Origin of the sequence: Psychrobacillus sp. NPDC096623 (assembly GCF_044762655.1) — a bacterium.
Classification (GTDB): domain Bacteria; phylum Bacillota; class Bacilli; order Bacillales_A; family Planococcaceae; genus Psychrobacillus.
The window spans coordinates 341,821-365,003 of the sequence record NZ_JBIWER010000002.1; the positions used below are offsets into that span (position 1 = coordinate 341,821).

The 23,183-nt window shown below is 35.8% G+C and carries 25 protein-coding genes and 2 pseudogenes; 12 read left to right on the forward strand and 15 right to left on the reverse strand.

From position 1 onward, the window contains the following. Positions 1-62: 62 nt before the first annotated feature. A pseudogene (locus ACIQX2_RS06360) lies at positions 63-164 on the forward strand (alpha/beta hydrolase); the annotation flags it as partial. 119 nt (positions 165-283) lie between these two features. On the opposite strand, the gene qoxD reads toward ACIQX2_RS06360, so the two are convergent. The 7 genes from qoxD to ACIQX2_RS06395 all read right to left on the reverse strand — a co-directional run bounded on the left by qoxD (position 284) and on the right by ACIQX2_RS06395 (position 5,932). Next, a complete protein-coding gene (gene qoxD / locus ACIQX2_RS06365; RefSeq protein WP_402847794.1) occupies positions 284-565 on the reverse strand; it encodes a cytochrome aa3 quinol oxidase subunit IV in 282 nt (93 codons plus the stop codon). Between the two features lies 1 nt (position 566). Beyond that, positions 567-1,163, reverse strand: coding sequence for a cytochrome aa3 quinol oxidase subunit III (qoxC, locus tag ACIQX2_RS06370; protein WP_402847795.1), 597 nt, complete (start codon positions 1,161-1,163; stop codon positions 567-569). After that, complete coding sequence (gene qoxB, locus ACIQX2_RS06375) at positions 1,160-3,109, reverse strand: cytochrome aa3 quinol oxidase subunit I (RefSeq protein ID WP_402847796.1); 1,950 nt, start codon at positions 3,107-3,109, stop codon at positions 1,160-1,162. Before qoxB ends, qoxC begins: the two co-directional genes overlap by 4 nt. A gap of 46 nt (positions 3,110-3,155) precedes the next feature. Continuing rightward, the gene (gene qoxA / locus ACIQX2_RS06380) at positions 3,156-4,079 is read right to left on the reverse strand and encodes a cytochrome aa3 quinol oxidase subunit II (protein ID WP_402847797.1); all 924 of its coding nucleotides are present in this window, start codon (positions 4,077-4,079) and stop codon (positions 3,156-3,158) included. A gap of 271 nt (positions 4,080-4,350) precedes the next feature. Then, positions 4,351-4,653: a YunC family protein gene (locus ACIQX2_RS06385; protein ID WP_402847798.1), complete on the reverse strand. Its 303-nt coding sequence runs from the start codon at positions 4,651-4,653 to the stop codon at positions 4,351-4,353. Positions 4,654-4,737: 84 nt separating this feature from the next. Beyond that, positions 4,738-5,604, reverse strand: a complete 867-nt coding sequence (locus tag ACIQX2_RS06390; RefSeq protein ID WP_402847799.1) for a hypothetical protein — start codon at positions 5,602-5,604, stop codon at positions 4,738-4,740. Positions 5,605-5,710: 106 nt separating this feature from the next. Then, a complete protein-coding gene (locus ACIQX2_RS06395) occupies positions 5,711-5,932 on the reverse strand; it encodes a small, acid-soluble spore protein tlp (RefSeq protein WP_402847800.1) in 222 nt (73 codons plus the stop codon). 147 nt (positions 5,933-6,079) lie between these two features. On the opposite strand from ACIQX2_RS06395, the gene ACIQX2_RS06400 reads away from it, so the two are divergent. The 4 genes from ACIQX2_RS06400 to ACIQX2_RS06415 all read left to right on the forward strand — a co-directional run bounded on the left by ACIQX2_RS06400 (position 6,080) and on the right by ACIQX2_RS06415 (position 8,728). Beyond that, positions 6,080-6,337: a hypothetical protein gene (locus ACIQX2_RS06400; protein ID WP_402847801.1), complete on the forward strand. Its 258-nt coding sequence runs from the start codon at positions 6,080-6,082 to the stop codon at positions 6,335-6,337. A gap of 169 nt (positions 6,338-6,506) precedes the next feature. Further along, positions 6,507-7,457, forward strand: coding sequence for an MBL fold metallo-hydrolase (locus ACIQX2_RS06405; protein WP_402847802.1), 951 nt, complete (start codon positions 6,507-6,509; stop codon positions 7,455-7,457). A 174-nt stretch (positions 7,458-7,631) separates the two neighbouring features. Beyond that, on the forward strand, positions 7,632-8,429 hold the full coding sequence (locus tag ACIQX2_RS06410; protein WP_402847803.1) for a VLRF1 family aeRF1-type release factor: 798 nt from the start codon (positions 7,632-7,634) through the stop codon (positions 8,427-8,429). 101 nt (positions 8,430-8,530) lie between these two features. Beyond that, on the forward strand, positions 8,531-8,728 hold the full coding sequence (locus ACIQX2_RS06415; protein WP_093061509.1) for an alpha/beta-type small acid-soluble spore protein: 198 nt from the start codon (positions 8,531-8,533) through the stop codon (positions 8,726-8,728). Positions 8,729-9,153: 425 nt separating this feature from the next. On the opposite strand, the gene ACIQX2_RS06420 is transcribed toward ACIQX2_RS06415, so the two are convergent. Further along, a complete protein-coding gene (locus ACIQX2_RS06420) occupies positions 9,154-9,642 on the reverse strand; it encodes an SRPBCC domain-containing protein (RefSeq protein ID WP_402847804.1) in 489 nt (162 codons plus the stop codon). A 19-nt stretch (positions 9,643-9,661) separates the two neighbouring features. Beyond that, positions 9,662-9,946: pseudogene (locus ACIQX2_RS06425) on the reverse strand (ArsR/SmtB family transcription factor); the annotation flags it as partial. A 449-nt stretch (positions 9,947-10,395) separates the two neighbouring features. Between ACIQX2_RS06425 and ACIQX2_RS06430 the strand changes: the two are divergent. Then, the gene (locus ACIQX2_RS06430) at positions 10,396-10,812 is read left to right on the forward strand and encodes a hypothetical protein (RefSeq protein ID WP_402847805.1); all 417 of its coding nucleotides are present in this window, start codon (positions 10,396-10,398) and stop codon (positions 10,810-10,812) included. A gap of 814 nt (positions 10,813-11,626) precedes the next feature. Here ACIQX2_RS06430 and ACIQX2_RS06435 read toward each other — a convergent pair. Beyond that, positions 11,627-12,163 (reverse strand): MFS transporter, encoded by a 537-nt coding sequence (locus ACIQX2_RS06435; protein WP_402847806.1) that lies wholly within the window; start codon positions 12,161-12,163, stop codon positions 11,627-11,629. After that, positions 12,160-13,590, reverse strand: coding sequence for an FAD-binding protein (locus tag ACIQX2_RS06440; protein ID WP_402849123.1), 1,431 nt, complete (start codon positions 13,588-13,590; stop codon positions 12,160-12,162). The genes ACIQX2_RS06435 and ACIQX2_RS06440 overlap by 4 nt, the downstream gene beginning before the upstream one ends. Positions 13,591-13,783: 193 nt before the next feature. On the opposite strand from ACIQX2_RS06440, the gene ACIQX2_RS06445 reads away from it, so the two are divergent. From ACIQX2_RS06445 to ACIQX2_RS06460, 4 genes are all read left to right on the forward strand, one after another. Then, positions 13,784-14,242, forward strand: a complete 459-nt coding sequence (locus tag ACIQX2_RS06445) for an NUDIX hydrolase (RefSeq protein ID WP_402847807.1) — start codon at positions 13,784-13,786, stop codon at positions 14,240-14,242. A gap of 93 nt (positions 14,243-14,335) precedes the next feature. Further along, a complete protein-coding gene (locus ACIQX2_RS06450; RefSeq protein WP_402847808.1) occupies positions 14,336-15,343 on the forward strand; it encodes an SMI1/KNR4 family protein in 1,008 nt (335 codons plus the stop codon). Positions 15,344-15,600: 257 nt separating this feature from the next. Next, positions 15,601-16,146: a hypothetical protein gene (locus ACIQX2_RS06455; RefSeq protein ID WP_402847809.1), complete on the forward strand. Its 546-nt coding sequence runs from the start codon at positions 15,601-15,603 to the stop codon at positions 16,144-16,146. A gap of 268 nt (positions 16,147-16,414) precedes the next feature. Next, positions 16,415-16,792 carry a peptidylprolyl isomerase gene (locus tag ACIQX2_RS06460; RefSeq protein WP_402847810.1) on the forward strand — a complete coding sequence of 126 codons (378 nt, stop codon included), beginning with the start codon at positions 16,415-16,417 and terminating at the stop codon, positions 16,790-16,792. A gap of 686 nt (positions 16,793-17,478) precedes the next feature. Here the strand turns inward: ACIQX2_RS06460 and ACIQX2_RS06465 are convergent. After that, positions 17,479-18,111 (reverse strand): flavodoxin family protein, encoded by a 633-nt coding sequence (locus ACIQX2_RS06465; RefSeq protein ID WP_402847811.1) that lies wholly within the window; start codon positions 18,109-18,111, stop codon positions 17,479-17,481. 712 nt (positions 18,112-18,823) lie between these two features. Here ACIQX2_RS06465 and ACIQX2_RS06470 point away from each other — a divergent pair. Further along, on the forward strand, positions 18,824-19,486 hold the full coding sequence (locus ACIQX2_RS06470) for a Type 1 glutamine amidotransferase-like domain-containing protein (protein WP_402847812.1): 663 nt from the start codon (positions 18,824-18,826) through the stop codon (positions 19,484-19,486). Between the two features lie 256 nt (positions 19,487-19,742). Beyond that, positions 19,743-20,243: a GNAT family N-acetyltransferase gene (locus ACIQX2_RS06475; protein WP_402847813.1), complete on the forward strand. Its 501-nt coding sequence runs from the start codon at positions 19,743-19,745 to the stop codon at positions 20,241-20,243. A gap of 220 nt (positions 20,244-20,463) precedes the next feature. On the opposite strand, the gene ACIQX2_RS06480 is transcribed toward ACIQX2_RS06475, so the two are convergent. The 3 genes from ACIQX2_RS06480 to hutH all read right to left on the reverse strand — a co-directional run bounded on the left by ACIQX2_RS06480 (position 20,464) and on the right by hutH (position 23,161). Continuing rightward, the gene (locus ACIQX2_RS06480; protein ID WP_402847814.1) at positions 20,464-20,598 is read right to left on the reverse strand and encodes a sporulation histidine kinase inhibitor Sda; all 135 of its coding nucleotides are present in this window, start codon (positions 20,596-20,598) and stop codon (positions 20,464-20,466) included. 711 nt (positions 20,599-21,309) lie between these two features. Beyond that, positions 21,310-21,483, reverse strand: coding sequence for a hypothetical protein (locus tag ACIQX2_RS06485; RefSeq protein WP_402847815.1), 174 nt, complete (start codon positions 21,481-21,483; stop codon positions 21,310-21,312). 163 nt (positions 21,484-21,646) lie between these two features. Next, the gene (gene hutH, locus ACIQX2_RS06490) at positions 21,647-23,161 is read right to left on the reverse strand and encodes a histidine ammonia-lyase (protein WP_402847816.1); all 1,515 of its coding nucleotides are present in this window, start codon (positions 23,159-23,161) and stop codon (positions 21,647-21,649) included. Between the last annotated feature and the right edge of the window lie 22 nt (positions 23,162-23,183).

The window sequence follows — 23,183 nt, forward strand, 5'->3', positions numbered from 1 at the left end:
GCTTATTAGGCTAAATAGTATTTGCGTATTAAGAGCTGAAAAATATTTCAATATGATTAAACGAACAAAAGGAGTTTATTTCTTTTGAGCAATCCACTCATTATCTACAATTTGAAGAAAAAGAAAAGTTTTTTGAATGGTTGTCCGATACATTTATAAAGTAAATAAAGGTAGGTTTAAGTCAATATAGTTTTAAAAAGTTAAAAAAAGGAGGATCGAGACTGTAGTCCCGATCCTCTTTTCAATATAGTTAGAGTTTGTACAAACACTCCGGACGAACTTCTTACATATCCCAAACCAACACAAGTAGTGTACCGAAAATAGTAACTAGAGCAATGAGTAGAGCATAGTAGATATTAAGATAGATTGAACCTTTATCCTTCGTCTCTCCAGCATGCATAAAGACAACTACCTGCAGTCCTGCTTGAACGAAAGCAGTTATTAGAAGTACTGTCATACCCACAGTGTAGGACATGTCAGTAAAGTAAACTAATAGTGCCACTACAGTTAGAACTAAAGAAAATGCAAAGCCCATTACTTGTTTAATAGGGAATAATTCTTTCATATTACATCATTCCTTTCAAGTAGATGAAGCTGAAGATGAAAATCCAAATGATATCTAGGAAATGCCAATAAAGTGAGAAAATAAATGACTTATTAGCTGTTTCTGGAGTTAATCCACGTTTTTTTATCTGTAGTAGTATAAAGAATCCCCAGAATAATCCCAATGTAACGTGCAGACCATGCGTCCCTAAAGTTGTTAATAGAGCTGCAGTAAATGCACTAACTTGAAGCCCTGCACCAACATGTACATAATGGGTAAACTCATAAATCTCTACTCCTAGGAAAGCTAATCCTAATATCAATGTGACGATAAAGAATCCCATTGTTGCTTTTTTCTTATTTAAACGCATAGCATGTATACCTAGACCAATGGTAAAACTGCTTGTTAAAAGTAAAATAGTTTCTATTAGAACTGGTGTGATCTCAAAAATCTCTGCACCAGTGGGGCCGTTGCCAGTACGATCTACTAAAGTGAAATATGCAGTGAAAAGTGTTGCAAAAAGCATAATTTCAGCACCAATGAAAATCCAAAACCCTAGGATCTTCAGGTTGTTTTCTTCCGTACTGTATTCAAGTGGAAGCGAGTTATCTACCTTCATTTTTTAGCACCTCGCAATCTGTTTTCTGTTTCTTTAATTTCTTCGACAGAAATATATCTTCCGTGATCTTTTTCAAATGAACGGTAAGTCATACAAGCTAATATACCGATTAATGTGATTATTGCCAGTGGCCATATACTAAAGATCATAGCAAAGCCAAATACAAAGAATATACAACTCATGATAAATGGCAAACCACTGTTATTTGGCATATGAATTTTTTCTATATCGCCTTTAAATAACTCATGTCCATTTTTCTTTGAGTCCCAGAATGATTGAGTAGAAGCAACCTGTGGTGTAATCGCAAAGTTATATTCTGGTACTGGAGTATGCGTAGCCCATTCAAGTGAGCGCGCATCCCAAGGATCACTACCGATATTTCTTGGAGAATATCGAATACTATAGTAAATGTTATAAACAAGTAGAACAAAGGCAATTGCCATAATGGCAGCACCGACAAATGAAACCATGTTCAATAAACTAAAACCAGTAGATTCAGAGTACGTATACATACGACGTGCCTGACCATCTAAACCAGTAATATACATTGGTATAAAGGCTAATACAAAGCCGATTGAAAGTATCCATGCAGTCCATTTACCAAGTCTTTCATTCAGCATGAAGCCAAAGATTTTTGGCCAATAGTACGTTAGACCAGCTAGCATTGCATAAACTACTCCTGGAATAATTACGTTATGGAAGTGAGCCACTAAGAACATCGTATTATGATATTGATAGTCTGCTGCTGACATCGCTAACATTACACCAGTAACTCCACCTAATGTAAACAGTGGGATAAAGAGCATTGAATAAAGCATTGGTGTAGTAAAATCGATTTTTCCTTTCCACAATGTGAAAAGCCAGTTAAATATTTTAACACCCGTTGGAACAGCAATTGCCATTGTTGTAATAGAGAATATACTATTTGCTAATGGACCTTGACCCATTGTAAAGAAATGGTGTGCCCAAACTAAGAAAGATAATACAGAAATAACAACCATTGAAGCAACCATCGATTTATAACCATACAGATTGCGTCGTGCAAACGTTGGAATGATTTCACTGTATAGACCAAAGGCTGGTAATATCAAAATGTATACCTCAGGATGTCCCCAAACCCAGAAAAGGTTAGCCCAAAGCATATCCATACCACCATTATCTGTTGTAAAGAAGTTTGTTCCAAATAGTCTATCCATTGTCCCCATTGCTAGTAATACTGTTAACACAGGGAAAGCAAAGACAATGATAACGTTGGCTATGAAAGCTGACCATGTGAACATTGGCATTTTCATAAGAGTCATGCCAGGTGCTCTCATTTTTAAAATAGTCGTAATAAAGTTAATACCAGTCATTAATGTACCAATACCTGCTATTTGTATAGCAATCATGTAATAGTTCGTACCAACAGACGTACTAAATTCATTACCTGCTAGTGGGAAGTAAGAAGTCCAACCTGCATCAGGTGATCCACCTACTATAAATGAGATGTTAAATAACCCCATACCCATAAAGAATAACCAAAAACTTAAAGCATTTAAGCGTGGAAATGCAACATCTCGTGCACCTATTTGTAGTGGAACAAGATAGTTAAAGAAAAATATAATGAATGGCATAGCCATAAATAGAATCATTACTACTCCGTGAGTAGTGAAGACTTCATTATAATGTTGTGAATCTAAAAATGTATTTTCAGGCATAGAAAGTTGATAACGCATCATAATTCCATCTACACCACCGCGGAACAGCATTAGTAATGCTGATAGCAAATACATGATACCAATTCGTTTATGGTCAACAGTAGTTATCCATTCGCGCCATAGGTATCCCCATTTCTTAAAGTAGGTGATTCCTACAACAATCGCAAGCATAGTTAGTCCAATACCAACCATGGATGCATATATTAAAAAGCTTGGATGTGGTACTGCAAAGCGATCAAAGAAATCCATACTTTTTGTAACTCCTTTCAAAACAATAGTGTGTAGCTATCGTGCATTAATGATTTGAATGCTCTTCTGAATTATGTGAATCGTGTTTCTCATGACCTTCTAAATCTGATTCTTCTGTATTGTTATCAGTGGAACCATGGTCATGTTCAGGTGGAGGAGCAAATTCTAAGTGTGTTCCTGTATAAGTAGAACGGCCGAGATGTCCTGGCTCTAGCAATTCTTCAAACTTTTCTTCTGTAAGAGGTGAAGCAGTTTCATGTACTTCCTCTACCCATTCCTCGTAATCTGCAGGAGACATTGCAGTAACCTCAAACGTATTTTCAGCAAATCCAGCTCCACTGAAGTTTGCGTTTCTACCCATGAATTCTCCAGGTTGATCTGCAGCTAAGTGTAAAGTTGTGATCATATCAGACATAGCGTACTTTTGACCTCCTAGCTGTGGAATCCAAAAGCTTGTAATTGGACCATATGAATATAGTTTAAATTCAATAGGACGGTCCTCGGGGATATATAAATAATTTACTGTTTCGATATTTTCTTCTGGATAACTAAAATGCCATTTCCAGTTAGATGAAGAAGCATAAATAATTAAAGGTTCTTGGTCTTCGTATCCTGCTGGAGTTGCTTCGACTTCATAGTTACTTTTTACAGAAACGACTGAAAGAAAAGCAACGATAATAATTGGAATACCGATACAAATTGCTTCAACTATTGGACTTCCTTCAATATGTGGTGGCTCGTAGTCTTTCGGTTGTTTAGAAGCACGGTATTTTAATAAAACAAACACTAAAATAGCTAAAACGACAACAACTATACCCAGCATAAGCCAAATTGATAACATAATATCGTCAGCCTGTGTTTTTGCTTGAGGGCCTTTCGGATCTAAAACTAATAATGGTTCACAACCGGTTAACACGGTGGAAATAGTGATAACCATCGTTAAAAGAATCCATTTCATTTTTAACTTCATCGTTTTACCCCTTCCTAGATTATTTAAGTAATCGCATCAGAAACAGAAGTTGTCTCTGTATGCCTTAATCTTATTACCATGGATTGAAAATACAAAATGATAAAACGCGACTTCACAAAACGTTCATGAAGATATGAACAAATTAAATAAAATTGGTCACGTAATTGTGACTTCTACTGGAATCTGTGGGAATCTAGGAATAATTAGGCATGTCAAAAGGCTACAGAACAACGGTATGTTGTTCTGTAGCCTTTGAAAGTGAAAAATATCTTTATATCATTTTTAATAGAGCTTCTCTTCCTATCATACCTTCAGTGATACCGAGTTCCTCTGCTTCATAGGTAATTGATTCGAGTGGAGCATCTAGAAGCTGGGGAATTGTTTTTACTCCTACTGCTCTTCCAGCAATGACCTTCCGATCTTTCAATTTCTCATTAAGTAATGCAACATCTAGAGCGCCGCACATTATATACCCTTTGTCATTAGTAACAACGAGTAAATTCGTTTTAGGTAGCTCCACAGAAATCGATAAAAAAGTATATCCCTCAATATTAATTGGTTCTAGGCTAATCATGACTAAACAGTCCTCCTTTTCCTATCTCTACAATTTATGTAATCAATAGAAAAAGCGTGTTTATTTTCATTTTAACGGGTTTACTTATTTAAATTGAAAGAATTTATGAAAGGGTTCTTTAGGCAGGTTTTCTAATTCCAATTCGAACTCATACCATTTCCGTTCGGCTTCTGTCATATTGCTAATTATGAAAGGGATATTGTTATCCTGTGCAATGTCTTTAATTTGATTGCCTACATGAAGATCATGTTCGTGCAAATTTTGAAATCTATAAAGAACGTCCTCATTTGAATCAGATTCTATTACCATTGTCCAAGATATATGTGTTTCATCATTTTTATTACTTAAACGAGCATAGTGAACATAAGGGTCTATATAAATTCGAGTGACATTCTCCCAGGGGATAGATTCTTCCACACCATTCCATTTATTAGTGACCAAACCTTTATCTGCATGAATTCCTCTATAATCCTCCCATAAGACATACAAAGAGATGCCATATGCAAAAAGAGTAACTACTATTAATAAATTTGGTATCCATTTCCGACGTATTTCCGTACTAAATATACGTATCCCCACAAATAATATCAGAGAATACATACAACCAAAAGAAAGACCTTCTACATTAAATGAGGAACTAGACTTATATAGAATGAAGTAATCGTTAAAAGTCTCTGATTTTAATTGTTCATAATGTGTATAGCTAATAAATAGAAGAGGAATGAACAAAGCGACAAATGCATAAGCGACAGACCACTTTATTAACTTCTCTTTGAAAATTATTAAAGTTCTATGTAATCGATGTCCTAAAATATAGAGTGGATAGCTGACTAACATTATGATTAGTATGTACGTTAGGGTATTCTCTGGAAAATTTTCTAAATTAGCATAAGCAATGACTATACTTAACGCTATAAGTATTATTCCAATTATTTCTATTAATCTTTTCATTATCTCACCTCAACTTCTCTACGAAATGAAGTTAAAATAAGTTTCGATTTGTGAAATGAAAAAAGCTAGCCTCGATATATTTTATATCTGGCTAGCTAAAAAAGTGTTATAGGTATCCTTTTAATCCTAAATTTTCTGCTGCGTTTATTTCTTTCTCCAACTCTTCTATGCTTTTTGCACGTTGTTCATTTTTCTTTTCAATTCCAGCAAGGTCTTTTGCTGGTGCGTATTCCTTCGCTATTTCAGCAGCTTCCATATGTCTGATTGTTTTCTTTAGTCTTTCTTCACTATTCGAACGATCATTTGGGCCACGTCTGGTTTTAGGCATAACTTTTCCTCCTTATAATTTGAAGCTTTCAGAAGATAGTGTTCCCGAATCTAATAAGACTATGAGCTACCATGTTAATCCACCGGTGAATAAATATAGGCTTAAGTTGCCATAGTAATCCTAATAATAACTAAGGGGGACTTTAATATGGATCACACTCAAGTAAGTTGGAAAGAAGATAATGTTATTGCTCGATTACACAATTCTGTGGATAATGTCACGCTCGCTGTTGGTCAAGCTTTAACAAATCCTACCGAAAGGTCCATCCAAAATGCAGAGGATATGATAGAACGTGCCAATCGATCAGTTAAAATGGCCTTAGAAAGTAGAGGGAACTTGGAGCCTATAAGTACACTTCAGGAGCAGCTGCATCAAAATATACAAAAACTAAATACGTTACACTAGCTAGAACCAATATGCGACAAACCTACTGCCATTTTAAAGCAGTAGGTTTTTTTAGGCTTGAATTTATTAATTGCGGCAGTTGCGTAGTTATTCAGAAGAACAATGGTAAAATAAATGAAAGGATTTATTTACGCAATATTCAAAAATATAAATATGGAGGGAAAGGAAAATGGGAAATAAGTATCCAAAAAAAATAAATGAACGTATATATTTAATCGATGGATTTGATATGGGTGAATCAGAACGTACAGGTACATATGTCATTGACGAGGAACAGCTAACTATAGTAGAAACGGGACCAAGTCCATCGATCAAGCATGTGAAAAGTGGATTGGAAGCAATAGGTTTCTCACTAGACCAAGTGAAATACATAATCCTTACACATATTCATTTGGACCATGCAGGTGGTGCCGGGCTGTTATTGAAAGAATGTCCAAATGCACAAGTGGTAGTTCACCCAAAAGGAGCAAGACATCTGGCGGAACCAGCAAGGCTGATAGCTGGAGCAAAGGCTGTTTATGGGACAAAATTTGAAGAGCTATTCGATCCGATTATTCCTATTCCAAATGAGCGACTGATTATAAAAAACGATGGGGATTTATTAAAAATAGGGGAAACATGTATATTAAAGTTTTTTGATACGCCTGGTCATGCTAACCATCATTTTAGTATATTTGATCCAATTAGTAATGGTATGTTTACGGGTGATACTGTTGGCGTTCGATACGAACAATTGATAGCAGACGGTGTTTCTTTCTTCTTGCCATCTACTTCCCCGAACCAATTCAATCCAGCTGCAATGCAAAAGGCAATAGAGCTTTTTGCTGCAATGGATCTTCAATATATTTATTATGGACATTATGGAATGACGGATACTCCAGAAGAAGCTCTTTCTCAAGTTTCCATGTGGTTGAATATTTTTCTGTCTGAAGCAGAAACTGTGTATGCAGAAAAAGGTGGATTTGAAGAAATAGCAAGTAGACTGGCTAAGCTGGTGAAAGAGCATCTGAAAAATGAAGGTATATCTAAAAGTCATCGTGTATTTAGATTGATCAAAGTGGATTTAGAAGTAAGTGCGATGGGATTGATGGATTATTTAGCAAAAAAGGTAAAAGTATAATAACCAAACGTGCCGAATGATTTCCGTCAACGGCATATGTAGTTATTTATCTTCTAAGACCGGACACCTATTTGTCCGGTTTTTTTATTTTACAAAATTTAATCATTCTTTTTTCGGTGTAATCCTTTAATCGAAGGTGATACTACAAAGAGTTAGACGAAGGAGGAAGATAGGATGACGATTAATAAAGAAATTGAAGCGTTGAAAGCATACACCACTATTGATCGAAGTGTTTTGAGTATTTATTTGAATACCAATCCGGCTGATCCTGAGCAACTAAATGGTGCTTGGGCGATTCATCTGAAAAGTGGTTTGAAGCGTATCGGTGAATATATAGAAGCCTCCGGTGATGAGAAGGAATTAAAAGCATTTAATCATGTGAAAGAAAAAGTAAAAAACGAAATGGAAAAAAACTCATTGGAGTTACGTAAGGGTGCCGTCATTTTTGCCAGTGGTGCAAATGATGATTTATGGTCTGTACATTATGTGCAGGTGCCTGTAAAAACTAATTTCTATTGGGAGAATCATCCTGTCACTGAGCAACTCGAGTATATGTATAAAGCATATCCAGAAGCAGGTATAATCATGCCTAGCTTTGGAGAAGTTCGCATTTTAGATACGGCATTAGGATTTGTTCGTGACGATGTAACATTCAAATATGACCCCGTTTCAGAAACGTGGAATGAAAAGGTCAAATTAGATAGTCGTGGAAAACGAGCAGCTGCTGACAGTAAAACAGCTGTGCTGGAACCACAATATAGAGTGAATGCGAGTACTTTTTACAAAGGGATGAGAACCACCATTGAGCAGCTAAAGAAAAAACGAGGCTGGCGTGAGTTTCATGTAGCAGGAGAAGCAGAAATGGCGAATGCCTTTACTGACACGCTCAGGGATTCACCAGCAAGCTGCATTTATAAAAATTTAAACAATAGTAAAGCCAATGAAGTGATTAATCAAATCCTTGAAAAGTAAATTTAAGCATACTTGAAAAATATTAACAAAATCTCCTGTTTTATATGGTGGTATAAATGATGAAAAAAAACACAATATAACGTTACAAGGAGGTGAACAACATGCCAAACAACAATCAACTTCTAGTACCAGGCGTAAAACAAGCTATTGACCAAATGAAATATGAAATCGCACAAGAATTCGGTGTTCAACTTGGAGGAGAAGCTTCAGCGCGTGCTAACGGTTCCGTTGGCGGAGAAATTACTAAGCGTTTAGTAGCTCAAGCCCAATCACAAATGAACGGAAATCAATATAGCTAATAAATATTAGGTCGGTGGAAAATTCCACCGGCTTTTTTTTGAATATAAGGAATATAAATTCCCCCGTGAGCACGGAGATAAAATGCTTTTTAGAATGAAAAATCCTACTGACTTCCGTTACAGATCGACACTTTCCGAGGGGTAAGCGATGAGCTAACACCGTCGCTAACGTGCACGGTGATGTGATACCTTACCTCATCTGTATCACTCATCCCACTGCTTCGAAAACGATCGTTAAACTAACGCGGCAGGTTAGTTGAAGAGTGTTGTTTAACTTGTGTTCAACAATCGGACCAGATTGTAGAGTAACTTATTTTACGAACGATGAAATTTTAAACTAATTATTGTTAAGCTAAAGAAGGGATGGTCATAAAAAACAAAAAACACCGATGGTCGGTGTTTTTGTTGTGGCTATTTTAAACGGCTTAAATCTTTGTTAGGTATTCATCTAATTGATCAAAGGTTCCGGAATGACCTTCCTGAACCATCTCTTTTGAATCCTCGAAGGTTTTGATCTCTTCCTCAGTCGGAGATATGGGAGCCACAATCATTGTAAGAGTTGTTTTATCTTCGTCCTCGGTTAACGTAATGGTATTCAGGGTTTCCATTGGCCAATTTGCGTCAAATGGAGCACGTACAATATTACCTTCTTCATCAGAAAAGAAACTGGTGTAAACAATTTTCTCTGGTGTAATAATTTCACTATATACAAATTTAACCCACATTACGTTGCCGTCAACAGGTCTCTGGCTGTAGTGAAAGACACCACCCGGACGGAAATTCGATTTAGAAACCTCAAATGTCCATCCTTTTGGACCCCACCAATTCATTAGGTGTTCTGATTTAGTTAATGACTTAAACACAAGTTCACGTGGAGCATTGAAAGTATGAGTGATTTTGATTTGAGTTGACATTGTGATTCCTCCAATAACTTTAGTTTTCATTCTCTTTATTTTCTCTCTTTTGCAGATCCTCCAAATATCGATCCAAGTTGTCGAATTTTTCTTCCCAAATGTCACGGTATTATTATAGCCATAAATCTAAGGCTTTGAAGGGCTCTGACCTCAGCTTGTAGATTCGACGATTCGCTTCAGCATCAAACTCCACCATTCCTGCTTCATGTAGTACACGGAGATGTTTAGATGCTTGAGGCTGGCGAATATGAATATGGTCCGCTATTTCCCCTACTGTTAGTGGGCCTTTACGAAGTAATTCAACCTACTGGGCTAGGCAAGAGTGCTTAGGATTGTTGAATAATCCATCTCTTATTCTCCCACTTCCTTTTAATTAGTATTCGTAAAATACCTAAAAAGGAATATTAATAATAAATGATTATTAAAATTATTAAAGTCATTACTTATATTAAAAGACTTTTGTGAAATATCATAGGCATCTATTTATCTAAAAATATTGTTGCACAATCTTCAAAGGGCGCGATTGTGGAATAAGCGTCACTTTCCTTCTTCAACTAACGGGTGATTTACTTCAATAAGGAGTAAAGCATTTTTTCTTTTTTAACTAACGAGGCAGGTTAGTTGAATAAGAAATATTTCTGGAAATTAAAATTTAACAAAATTATTAGTTCGAGAGCACCTTTCGCAGAAATCCTAATTTTTTGAAACCTTCCCGTTTTTCAATCTGTATATATTTTAGAAGGAGGAATTGTGATGAAAAAGATAGTGTTAATGTTTTTCTCAGCTTTACTTTTAGTTGCTTGTACTGATAGTTCCAAGAATGATGAATTAAAAGCATATGTCTCAGATTTTGAAAACTCAGGGTTTATAAATAATTCTAATCAAATCATTGTTTTATCAGAAGAGGGAATTATGATTGATAGTCATGTTCTGAGGGGAAAGAGTCACAGAAAAAGCAATATTGATAAAGTTCTTGAAAAAGAAAATATTCCACTTACCCAACAATTTAATAAAGTTTATAAAGACGCCACGATTAAGACAGATGGCTCTAAATACTATGTAACTCTTGACGAAAATATTAAGTTAGAGTTTGAAAAGGTAGGATTAAGAATTATCCAGGACACAGAAGGTGTCGAGTATTACACACAAGAATATTCTGAGAAGAATTAAAATGGAATATTCAACTAACGGGTGCTTTACTTCAACAAGGAATAAAGAATTTTTTTTCTTATTAAACTAACGGTGCAGTTTAGTTTAAGAAGGAGTTCTAAAGACTATTGGTGAAATAACCAATAAGTATATTTAAGAGGAGATTATTTTGATTGGGGTGAGTCACATGGTTATTAGAAAGTTTGTTGCCGCGGTAATGGTTTGTGTATTGGTTATGTTGAGTTCTTTCCTAGCAGGAGAGACCGCTTTTGCCATCGTATTAGGCATGTACCTATTGCCAATACTTTTGGTTTACGGAATACCAGCATCTATCCTTTCTGATTTTGTTACAAAAAATCTAAGCGGGCTCTCTCGAGCAAGTATTGCGTTATTAATGCACTTATTCCTAGCCACTTTGTTTGTTGTGATTCCAACCTTATTTTCAGAATTGGAAAGGAATTTGTTACTCTCTCACATCGAGAGTTTATTTGATAACTTTTTTTTATCATATCTCTTCTTTCTTCTTTTTTGTTCTACTGTTTAGATGAGTTTCTTCGGTCTAAATTAGCTAAATATTTGCATCAAAAGATACTGTTGTCTAAAAGAGCTCAAGCTCTTTGTGAAAAGATTGGAGATTTGAGAATTTAGTGAAGTTGTCTTACCTTATTGCTCTCTATTTTTATTTTACAGAGAGTAAGTTTTTTAATTTGCATTATTCTATATGCTTGATTCCTTGCTTAACCCAATTTACTAATTGCTATTGTAAAATACAATTAGATGCATTAATGCTCTGAAAAGTTAAAATAACTTTACGCACATTACGTCTGGAACCCCCTTATACTTTTTCCCCTTTAATAATGATGAAAGAGGCTATGATATAAACAAATGAAATCAAATAGAATAGACTTGCAATGGTTAAGAAATCGATTAGGTAACCGGTTAGGATAATACCTATCCCACTCCAAAGTGATATATACAAATGATAGTTTCCAATTTGTTTACCAGCAGTCTCAGTATCATTATTACGAGCCAAGAAAGCTTTTTCTGTATTTTTTTGAATCGCACCAAGAATCCCCATAACAATCTGTATCGTATAAACGTGCCATACCTGATAAAGAAGCGGGATAAGCAACATTACAGCTGCCATGCCTATTGTATAAATAAGGAGCATATTCTTATCACCATACCTATCACCAAGTCGACCGATGATTGGATAGGTAAAAGCAGCAGTTAAGGTGAACAATCCATAGGCCCAACCAAATTGAGAATAGCTATCCCCAACATTTTTAATCAATAATAAATAGAATGGAAAGACTACACTACTTGCTGTAATTAAGATACTTTGGCTGATGAGAAACTTACGGAAATTCATTGGCTATACTCCTTGTAAAAAAGATTCATAAATACTTCATTCGGATCAAATTGTTTCTTTAGCTGAAAAAACTCTTTGTTACGTGGATAGGCTTCATCCATTTGGTCTTGTGTAGGATAAGAATAATAAGGCAAATAATAAGAGCCATCGTGTTTTAAGGTAACATCGATCATTTTATGGATAACATTTTCAGTTTTTTCAATGTCATTTTTGCTTTTACCTTGATTAATTAACAAGACAAGAGCAAACATATCCTCTTTTGCATAGGATAAAACTGCCTCTTCATCCTTATTTACGTAACGCACTGTAATATTTAATAGATTTATCTCTTCCTTTTCAAGCACTTTGCGTAAATTATCTAGATAGCTAGTAAACTCGTCAACTGGGATAAAGTATTCTTGTAAGATTTCTGTTCTATATGCATTGTCATACTCCATAAATTTACTGGCACCACGCATGGCATTGTTACGAGTAATGTAGTTACCATCTTGGCCAACATATAACTTGTTTTGCAATTCCCAAAGTAGATTCTTTCCCCAGTCGTTGTAGCGTGAAAGGCCGAGCATGAATTTTTGAGGTGCAGCAAGTGTATCTCTTTTTAATTTAGCGTAATTCGTTAGGTTGTCTTGGTTCTCTATTAATTCATAATCAGTAATATACATATCTCGTAGCAAGGTCTTTGGAGCTATCGATAATCTAGCAATGTGCATTCGGATATCGTTATTTTCTTTAACATGCTCAATAAAATAATCCGGATAATCTTGATAGTCGATTGATTTTGAACGAATTTGATAGAGTTCATCTTCGGTCAAATGTATCGTGACATCTAGAATAATACCGAATAGACCATATCCACCGATTACGAGAGGAAATAGTTTGCTATTTTCTGTTCGACTGACATTGATGATCTTCGCTTCTGGAGTGAGAAGTCGGAAAGATTCAACGTTATCAATAAGCGACCCATAGCGAATATCTCTCCCATGGGCATTAACACTTATAGATCCACCAACAGTAAAAATATTTTGTGACTGCATCACACGAACTGATAGGTGATCAGGATTAATTTTCTTTTGGATATCCTCCCAAGTAACTCCACTTTGAACTGTAATAGTTTTTTCATTAGGATTATAATCAAGGATTTTGTCATAATTCTTCATATCTATCACATTACCATTAGGATAGTATGTATGCCCACCCTGGCTATGTTGCATCCCGGCGACGGAAATTTTCTCATCGTTATCGATTGATTCTTTCACCCAACTTTGCAATTCTGCTTCACTTGTAGCGCTATGAACTTCTTTTATCTTAGTGGGTAGTAACTGACCGACATCTTCAATGATCATTGGCTTGTGATTATATAGCCAAAGAGAAAATACTAATCCTATTCCATACAAAGTGCCTATGAGTAATATATTTTTTTTCAAAATAATCCTCCCTAATAGGTTTATGGCAATTAACGTAGCTGTGATGAGTATAAAATAAAAAACTCTATCCAACAATATTCACTAATACCTAATATGTATTAAATAACTTAATAATGAAAGTAGGAAATAGTTCAATAAGGGATAGAAATATAAATAATATGTACATTAAGGTGATAACTTAATTTTGGGGGTTTATATGGGCTATATTATGAATTTAAGAAAGTTAGTAGGTAGTCGGCCGCTTATAATTGTTGGTGCCTGTGTCATTGTAATAAATAAAGAGAATAGGCTGCTATTGCAACTACGTAAGGATAATAATTGTTGGGGATTAGCTGGTGGTTCCTTAGAAATGGGTGAATCTTTAGAACAAGCAGCTAAAAGAGAATTACTTGAAGAAACAGGATTGGTAGCAAATAAATTAGAGTTATTGAATGTCTATTCTGGCGAAAAGTTCTACTATAAATATCCGCATGGTGATGAGGTTTATAATGTGGTAACAGCTTACATATGTAATGATTATGAAGGAGTATTAAAAAAAGAGGATAGTGAAGTTCAAGAATTACATTTCTTTCGATTCAACGAACTTCCGTCGAACATTAGCCCACCCGATTTACCAGTAATACAAGAATACTTACATAAGTTTATGGTCAACTAACGGGTGCTTTAGTTCAAGAGTTGAGTGGTTATTCCGCATATTACTACAAAACAATTAATTGTTTTATGAGACGAAAAAATAGAGGTGTTTAGAGTGAGATTACTATTTAGTGTATTAAGAAAAATACTTGAGAAAGAGTCTTTTTCACACAAAACATACAATATTGATGAATCTGAGTTTTGGGATTTTCTGAATATGGCTATAAAGAATGATTATATTTCTGTCCTAAAGGGTCGTATTGAAAATACATATGCTCTTACAGAAAAAGGATTAGAGTTCCTGAAGTCTAATATTCGATTTAATAGGGAGGTTCCAAATGATCCTAAAGAACTGCCTCAATGGGTCCGGTTCGAAGGGGAAGTTTATACACCAAAAAACAAAAAATCGGAGCAGGAACAGAATAGGTACGAACCAGAAACTATCGAATATTTTCATTGGCGTGAAATTCTACATTCAACACTTAATTCCATTAAAAACAAGGGCGGCATAGGGGATCTATTTATTGATCAACCTGCATCAGAAAGTGACGTGCTGCAGATTGAAAGCATCATTGGGTTTCAACTTCCAGTATCATTTAAAAAGGTTGTGATAGATTTTTCGCGTCAATGTGATTTTTATTGGAATACACAAGAAAATTCAACATGTGTGTTGGATGATCCTAACATCTATTCAGTACAAGGCGAACCATATACGAACAGGAGTATATTGAATGGGGGCCTATTTGATTTTGGGCTATGGAATCTAGATAAGCTAATCCATTTAAACGCCATAAGGGTAGACCATGATTACCTTGATGAAAAGATTGAAGAATTTCACTTTTGGTCAAACTCATTTATTTTTTCTGGGGATGGAATGGGAAATTACTTTGGAATAGACCGAAAATACAATATAGGTGAAGTTGTTTATTTAACAAAAGATAAAGATTTTCATGGTTGGAGGCTAGGGAAATCATTTGAATCCTTTATGAACAACTGGATTAAAGCAGGTTGTGCAGGTGGTTTTATCAATGATTATATTGCACTATCATCACGACGCATACCTTATATTAACAATAAGACAACGAATTCTCTAAAAATAAAAAAATGGCTAGAAACTAGTTAGTTGGAGATACCAATGGGTAAAAAGCATTATATGAATATAGATATGAATTATAAATGATGAAGACAAGTGTACTTTTTTCTTTTGTGTAAATTTAGGTTCTCGAATCTTCAACTAACTGGTGCTTTACTTCAAGAAGGGGTAAAGCTTTTTTATTGTTTAACTAATACAGCAGTTTAGTTGAACAAGTTACCAGGCAACTCGTTGAAACGAATGCTACTTCATCTTCGTCTAATTTATGTAAAGAAAGAGGGATGATATTGAAAAAACATAGTTTAATTGTGTCTTTTATACTTTTAACAATTGGATTATTGGGCTGTCAACAAAACAATAACGAAAAGGTTGCTAACGAACTGCCTGCTACCCAACCCTTAGAAACAAAAGCCGAGGTCATAGAAGAAGATTTTGTATATCGACTTGTGACAGAACAAGCAGAGTACGGTAAGAATGAACCTATAAAGATTTATGCGGAATTAGAATATACTGGCGATAAAGAAGAAATTGAAATTTTTCATTCTGCTTCGCCATTCTATTTTCCAATGATTGAGACTACGAGAAATTATGTAATTGAATACGGTATGAATGAACCATTATTAAGTACGAAACTAATTAAAGGGGAACCACTTCGTGAAGAATTTAGGGGGGGAAGTGGGAGCTACGTTTCAGAGGATAAGAAAGAATATAGAGATTTTATAAGGCAAATTATGAAACAGGAATTTCCAGAAGGAAATTATGTAGTAAATGGCGTTGCAGATTTTTATGTTATAGCTAACAGGTTGAATTTAGAGTCAAAAAATATTAATTAGATAATAGACTTTTTTTACTAACGGGTGCTTTACTTCAAGAAGGCGTAAAGCCTTTTTTCTTATTGAACTAATGCCGTAGGTTAGTTCAACTAGGAGTATGTAAAGAAAAGCTCTCAAATACGATTGTGGGAACGGATTCGTATTTAAGAATTACCCCTTTAACTTGGATTAAGATTAATTGTACAATGTTACCAAACCAGGGAAGGGCTTTTAATAAGTTTGTGGAATAATAACTTATGAGCACAAAAAAAGAAGGGAGAAAATTAAATTGAAAAAACTAGTTTGTTTAATGTTATTTTTATCATTGATATTAGCAGCTTGTAATTCATCAGAATTGAGTATTAGTGAAATCCAGAGTGTACCTAATAAGGTACAAAAAGGGATTAACTCTGATTACACGCTGCAACTAATTAATGAGGGTGAAAATACTGCGTATATTCTTTTTCAATCTAAAGAAACAGTTACAGCCGAACTTGAAGTGAAAGATAACATATTAAACATAAAGTTAGAGAAATCAAATCAAGAAAATAATGAGCTAAAACAGTACGTATATAAACTGACTCGTGGTGAGGCAGAATATGACACAATTAATGTTCTAGTTAATGGACAAGCTATGCCTTTTGATAACGTTACAGGTGTTAACTGAATAAGATATGCGTATATAGACAATTTATTAACACTAAAAAATTGTCTCTCAACTTCAACTAAAGGCGCAGGTTAATAATCAAGGACTTAGTAAATTCAGAAATTATAATGGAGGTTATTAGCTTTGCAAAAATGCGAGAAATGTAATGCACATTTTAGTTGAAGTAGAGTCTATGAATCCTTCTGGCTGAGTTATAAACCTATTAAATGTAACGAATGCGATACAACACATAAGATAACAATACCAAGCAGGTTAATTTTTGTATCTTTTACTATTCTTCCAATGCTCACCTTCGGTTATTTTCTGTCTCCTTTTAGCGTTTAGCAATGGTCTTGTGACACTTGGCATAGCTATTTTTATTTTTATAATTGGTTCTTTGTTGGCACCTTTTCTTGTTATTTATAAAGAGTTTTTGTGATCTAATGTACTTAAACTAACGGGTGATTTACTTCAAGAAGGAGTAAAGCTTTTTTTCTAATTGAACTAAAGAAGTAGGTAGTTGAAGAACGTTTGATGATAAATTTAGAATATATATGGAAAATTTTAAAAATAAGTTCTATATTAACTTTGAAACTAATAATAGGGTCAGATTTTTTCAAAAAAGAAGCAATCCAACTCTATTTGAATCGGACTGCTAGTTTAGCATGTTATTTGAGGTTTAAATTCAAACTTTTCAAGCCACCTTACTATTGACTTTCATTTACATTTCCTTCTGCCGGAATCGGATGCTCTTTTAGCAACCGGGCAAAATGGAGTAAATTGTAAGCAGTTATTTTTGCGTGTTGCATCGTAAAATCGTTCTCTCTCCCGTTTGCCTCAATAAAGGATGGACCAGGGCCCGCTTCTCCAACCCAATAGGTATCCACATTTGGAGGAATCGTAAACCCAATATGCGACAATGCGTAAATTAGGTAGCTTGAGACGTTTTTCGCACCGTCTTCATTCCCGGTAACAACCACTCCGCCCACTTTGTTATAGTAAATGTACTGGCCTTTTTCGTTCGTAAGGCTGCTTCCACCATACAACCTTTCTACAACCAAAGTGGCCAGGCTACTCTGTTCGCCAAGCCAAATCGGCGAGCCAAGCAAAAGGATATCCGCCTGCTTCACTTTTTCAAAAATCTCTGGCCATTGATCCTTATCATTCACTGCCTCATGTGTAATTCCAAAACCGATATTATAATCAGCCATCCTGAGCACTTCCGTCTCCGCTCTGTTTTCATCAAAAATCTTTACAATCTCGTTAATGAGCGCACGGGTATTGGATTTCTGCGTGTTGTCTTTCAAACTGCAATTTAAAACTAGCGCTTTAATGCTCATTGCTACATCTCCTTAGTTCATGGTAATAGTATTTCTTTACCCTAAGAATTTTTTATAAAACTAGAAATCCTGTTCGTTCGCGGTATAAAAAGCTGTTGCAGCCATTATCATTGAAAGTTAGTCCCTTCCATACTTAACTAACGGACGCTTTAGCAGAAAAACGCTGTCAGTAGATAGCCTTTATTCATCTTCAATTAAAGGGGCAGTTTAGTTCAACAAGAAATGGTAAACTAAAAAAATTACTAGTGAGATTATTTTAATATGGGAGAAATTTAGGAGAGATGGGAACCAATACATAGTTTTCCTGATGGAATTTATCTAGACTGCTTAGCCGATGATAAAAACGTCTTACTTTACGATGTGAAACGGATTATGATAAAACTTGTAAGTGCTGTATTTTCAGAATATTATAAAAGTAGAATGTTGTAAGTTGGTAGTCTAAAAAGTTTATGAAAAATTATCTCTAAAGCTTCGAAGATAGGAGGTGCATAAACCTGAAACTTCTGATATTACTTCTTAACTTGTTCATCAGAGAGGTTCTTGAGTAGGTTCTTTTCTAGAAGTAAGGGTTAGTAAGTACTTTATTACATTTATTAGGTAAATAATATATTACAAGAATTGTTCTAATCATGCTGTTAGAAAAATCAATGAGTTGCTGTCTTAGAAATATGAAAATCTTTTACAGTACCACACAAAGATAAGGAGTGAAGTTATGAAATTTCTGCTTACATCTGCAGGTATTAAGAACAAGAGTATACACGACACGCTGGTTGACATGCTGGGCAAACCAATTGCCGAGGCCAATGCCCTCTGCATTACCACTGGGTTGTACGCCATACCCGGTGGTGCAGGCAAAGCATGGCAGTTCTTCAGTGGGCAGGCTACCACACCGATGTGTGAGCTGGGGTGGAAGTCAATGGGGGTGCTCGAGCTCACCGCGCTGCCCAGCATCGATAAAGAGCTTTGGGTCCCTATGGTCAAGGAGACTGACGTCCTACTAGTGAATGGCGGTGATCCGTTATATCTCTGTTACTGGATGCGGCAATCCGGACTGGCAGACCTTTTGCCTTCGCTGCGCGCAGTCTATGTGGGACTGAGCGCCGGGAGCATGGTGATGGCACCTAACGTCGGGGAATACTTCGTTGGTTGGACTCCACCCAACGGTAGTGATGAAACGCTTAGACTGGTCGATTTTGCAATGTTTCCGCACTTGGATCACGAGATGCTGCCGGGGAACACCATGGCTGCTGCAGAGAGATGGGCCGCCGGGATGCAGGGGCCGGCGTACGCGATTGACGATCAAACCGCCATCAAAGTGATTGGCGGATCGGTCGAAGTTGTGTCCGAAGGGCATTGGAAACTGTTTTCGCCCTGATATTAAGCCTCCCTCCGCTAAAAATATCAAAAAACGTAGGCGAGATTCATTGGATGCAATTTAGAGGATTGTATAGGTTTCTTGTCAATATATTTTGAAGGGTTTCACTTAAGCTAACGGGTACTTTAGCAGAAAAGGTTTTAAGTAGACAGCCTTTATTGTTATTCAACTAAAGCGGCAGGATAGTTGAAGAAGGAATTTCTCTAAACTTGGAAGAATTTATATTCAAAAATATGTTAAGGAGCTTGTGAATTATATGGAATCCATTAGCAAAAGCGAAGTGAAGCTACGAGATATCATAGAGGAAGATCTTCCTATCTTTTTCGAACAACAACTAGATTCAACTGCGAACTATATGGCTGCCTTTACAGCTAAAGTCCCCACTGATAAGGACGCATTTTTTGACCATTGGACAAAAATTATCGCTGACGAGACCATCACAATTAAGACTATATTATTTAATGGCATTGTCACTGGGCACGTCTCGAACTTTGAACAGTTCGGCGAATCCGAAATAAGCTACTGGATTGGGAAGGAATATTGGGGTCAAGGTATTACAACTAAAGCGTTGTCAGAGTTTCTGGAGTATATTAAGGTACGCCCGCTCTATGCTCGTGCCGCTAAAGATAACCTCGCCTCCAGCAGGGTAATGGAAAAATGCGGGTTTAAAATCATCTCTGAAGATAAGGGTTTTTCCAACGCAAGAGGCAAGGATGTTGAAGAATTTATTTTGAAGCTTGAACCTTATGATATGTAATTTAATACCGTACTACGATTGGAGCGGTTCTTGACTAAGAAACCTTCTGCTGTTTAACTATCGGGTGCTTTAGTAAAAAAAGAAAATCAAAAAAACAGTGAGCTTGGGGATACATTTTCCAGCTCATTTTTTATGTGTAGTTTTAAATCAACCTCTAACTTTAACATAGCCTAATAAAAAAAAGCTGGGGAGCTTCCTCAGCTTTTTATTCAAATGCTGCTTAGCTAGCGCTTTGGATGGATAGGCTGCGGCGAGCTATTTCGGATTTTAACAGTTCTAGAAATTCTGGATTTAGCTTTAGTTTTTTTGCCAACAAGTAAGACTCGATTAGAAGATCATCAGACATTCTATTCATAACCCTAGCACCTCCGTTCTCAATTTTATAAAGAAATATAGTCAATTAACTTTTGTAAGACTAATTTAACAAATATCACACATAAGAACAACCGTTCCATTATCCACAGCTAAAAGTGGATAATATGTTAACAACTTGTTAATAGGAATGAAGAAATGATATATACCAACGTGGATTTTGTGTATAAAGTTATCCACATTTTTAAAAAACTCGAATTTTGTCGAAACATTTATCTTATAAACCTAACTAAATAATGTTCTAAAAGCGTAATTCTAAGAATAAAATAGAATTTTTTTATGTTTTGTCTAAATTTTGGCTAATTTAATCTTCAAGTTAGTATTACCAGTCAAAGAAATGTTAATATCTTATTTCTTATCCACAATATACAGTGGATAAGATGTGGATTAATATTATTTTTAGTTCAATAGTATAGAAATAGTGTCATTTTAATTGTGCATAACCTTATCCACAGAGATTAATTTATTGGTGTGTCGAATAATAGGAGTAATAGGACAATCCGATACCAACATATTTTAGGTTAAATCATTAAAAGGAAGTGAATAGGATATCCAAAAAGAACTGTAAAAAATGCAATAAACTAAATGGGAAAGGAACCTGTCAATGTAAATAAAAAGGCATGACCCTTACGAAGAAAGTAAGGGTCATGCCTTTTTTCTAATAATTTTGGTGAGCTCCAATTCAGTTGAACTTTTATTCTCCGTCTTGATCTTCTTCTTCAAGCTCTTGTTCTACTTCTTCTTCTGAATTGTCGTCTACATCCGACTCGTTTTCTCCGTCACCACAAGCTGCTAATAAACCTACAGATAAGAATGCAGCTGCTCCAATTTTCCACCATTTTTGTCCTGCCACAGAATTTTTCATCATTTAGTATTCCTCCATTTTTATAATTTATTATTTAGTTACTGTACTAGTAAATAGTTACCCCCAAAGTTATCCAGCATAAACCTAAATTTTTATAAAATACACTCTTGTTACTTTATTTACATATTTGTAACATCGAGATAATGAAAAAAACTACTACTTCTCTTTATGAAGTAGTAGTTAAATCTTGAATAAGAGCTGTATCTTTCTTTAAATATGTGTTCGTTTTTTCTATGTCGATACTGAAAATGCGGTCTTCTACAATGGGGGGGACAATAGCTCGTATTTCCTGCCATTTTTTTTGTAGAGCTGGTGAGATAAGTGCATTACCTCTATATTGTACTCCTTGGACTGCACAAATAGCCTCAATTGCAATGACTCTACGGGCATTTTGAATGATTTGATAGGCATGTCGTGCTCCGATTGTTCCCATGCTTACATGATCCTCTTGGTTTGCAGAGGAAGGGATAGAGTCTACAGAAGCGGGATGAGCAAATGTTTTGTTTTCAGAAACTAAGCTGGCTGCTGCATATTGTAATATCATAGCTCCAGATTGTAATCCAGGTTGTGGGCTTAAAAAAGGTGGTAGACCCTCGTTAAGCTGAGGATTTACTAACCTCTCAATTCTACGCTCTGATACATTTGCTAGCTCAGCCATCGCAATCTTTAAGAAATCCATGGCAAATGCAATTGGTTGTCCATGGAAGTTTCCACCAGAAATAATTACTTCTCCGTCCTCCACAATTAGTGGGTTATCTGTCGCTGCGTTCATCTCAATTTCCAATTTTTCCTTTGCATAAGCGAGAACCTGCCAGCTAGCTCCATGAATTTGGGGTATACATCTTATAGAGTAAGCATCCTGTACACGTTTTTCCCCTTGTTTTGTGACTAATTGACTGCCTTTAAGCCAAGTGAGCATTCTTTTTGCCACTTCTACTTGCTCGGGATAGCCTCGTGCTTCGTGAATAGCTGGATGAAAAGCATCTGTAATGCCATACAAAGCTTCCATCGTCATCGCAGCAATCCATTCACTCTGATAAGCAAGTGTTTCGGATTCTAACCAGTTTATAACTCCTTGGGCAGTCATCGCTTGCGTTCCATTTATCAATGCCAATCCTTCTTTTGCTTCTAATACAATTGGTGTTAAATTGTGTTTTTCCCATACTAAATGAGCTGGAATTTGGTTATTACCGTCCCAAGCGAATCCTTCTCCTATCAAAACTAGAGCAAGATGTGAGAGGGGAGCAAGGTCACCAGATGCTCCAAGTGACCCTTGCTGAGGGATTACTGGGTGAATATGATGGTTTACCATATATGTCAACCGCTCTAATACTTCTAAACGAATACCGGAGAAACCTTTGAGTAATGCATTTAATCGAAGTACAACCATTGCACGTGACACAATTTCCTCGAATGGTTCGCCAATACCGCATGCATGGGACCTAATTAGATGTAGTTGCAGTGCATGAACATCGGATTCGTTTATATTCACATCACTGAATTTTCCAAAGCCAGTATTAATACCGTAGACGGTATGTCCTTCTTCTACAATCCGTTCCACGACCTTCCGACTTTTCACTACATTTTCTTTCGCACAATCATCTATAATAATTTGTTCATCTTGATATAAAATTGCTCTCATATGTTCGAGAGTAAGACCATTACCTTTTAAGCTAATCAAGATGAATCACATTCTTTTCGGG

Coding starts and splice junctions, on each gene's coding strand:
- ACIQX2_RS06485 (WP_402847815.1), bottom strand. CDS start 21,483: ATGATGAAAAATTCTGTGGCAGGACAAAAATGGTGGAAAATTGGAGCA.
- ACIQX2_RS06435 (WP_402847806.1), bottom strand. CDS start 12,163: ATGAATTTCCGTAAGTTTCTCATCAGCCAAAGTATCTTAATTACAGCA.
- qoxC (WP_402847795.1), bottom strand. CDS start 1,163: ATGAAGGTAGATAACTCGCTTCCACTTGAATACAGTACGGAAGAAAAC.
- ACIQX2_RS06430 (WP_402847805.1), top strand. CDS start 10,396: ATGAAAAAGATAGTGTTAATGTTTTTCTCAGCTTTACTTTTAGTTGCT.
- ACIQX2_RS06480 (WP_402847814.1), bottom strand. CDS start 20,598: ATGAATAGAATGTCTGATGATCTTCTAATCGAGTCTTACTTGTTGGCA.
- ACIQX2_RS06395 (WP_402847800.1), bottom strand. CDS start 5,932: ATGCCTAAAACCAGACGTGGCCCAAATGATCGTTCGAATAGTGAAGAA.
- ACIQX2_RS06400 (WP_402847801.1), top strand. CDS start 6,080: ATGGATCACACTCAAGTAAGTTGGAAAGAAGATAATGTTATTGCTCGA.
- ACIQX2_RS06410 (WP_402847803.1), top strand. CDS start 7,632: ATGACGATTAATAAAGAAATTGAAGCGTTGAAAGCATACACCACTATT.
- ACIQX2_RS06385 (WP_402847798.1), bottom strand. CDS start 4,653: ATGATTAGCCTAGAACCAATTAATATTGAGGGATATACTTTTTTATCG.
- qoxA (WP_402847797.1), bottom strand. CDS start 4,079: ATGAAGTTAAAAATGAAATGGATTCTTTTAACGATGGTTATCACTATT.
- ACIQX2_RS06465 (WP_402847811.1), bottom strand. CDS start 18,111: ATGAGCATTAAAGCGCTAGTTTTAAATTGCAGTTTGAAAGACAACACG.
- ACIQX2_RS06390 (WP_402847799.1), bottom strand. CDS start 5,604: ATGAAAAGATTAATAGAAATAATTGGAATAATACTTATAGCGTTAAGT.
- ACIQX2_RS06415 (WP_093061509.1), top strand. CDS start 8,531: ATGCCAAACAACAATCAACTTCTAGTACCAGGCGTAAAACAAGCTATT.
- ACIQX2_RS06475 (WP_402847813.1), top strand. CDS start 19,743: ATGGAATCCATTAGCAAAAGCGAAGTGAAGCTACGAGATATCATAGAG.
- ACIQX2_RS06420 (WP_402847804.1), bottom strand. CDS start 9,642: ATGTCAACTCAAATCAAAATCACTCATACTTTCAATGCTCCACGTGAA.
- ACIQX2_RS06470 (WP_402847812.1), top strand. CDS start 18,824: ATGAAATTTCTGCTTACATCTGCAGGTATTAAGAACAAGAGTATACAC.
- qoxD (WP_402847794.1), bottom strand. CDS start 565: ATGAAAGAATTATTCCCTATTAAACAAGTAATGGGCTTTGCATTTTCT.
- ACIQX2_RS06405 (WP_402847802.1), top strand. CDS start 6,507: ATGGGAAATAAGTATCCAAAAAAAATAAATGAACGTATATATTTAATC.
- ACIQX2_RS06445 (WP_402847807.1), top strand. CDS start 13,784: ATGGGCTATATTATGAATTTAAGAAAGTTAGTAGGTAGTCGGCCGCTT.
- qoxB (WP_402847796.1), bottom strand. CDS start 3,109: ATGGATTTCTTTGATCGCTTTGCAGTACCACATCCAAGCTTTTTAATA.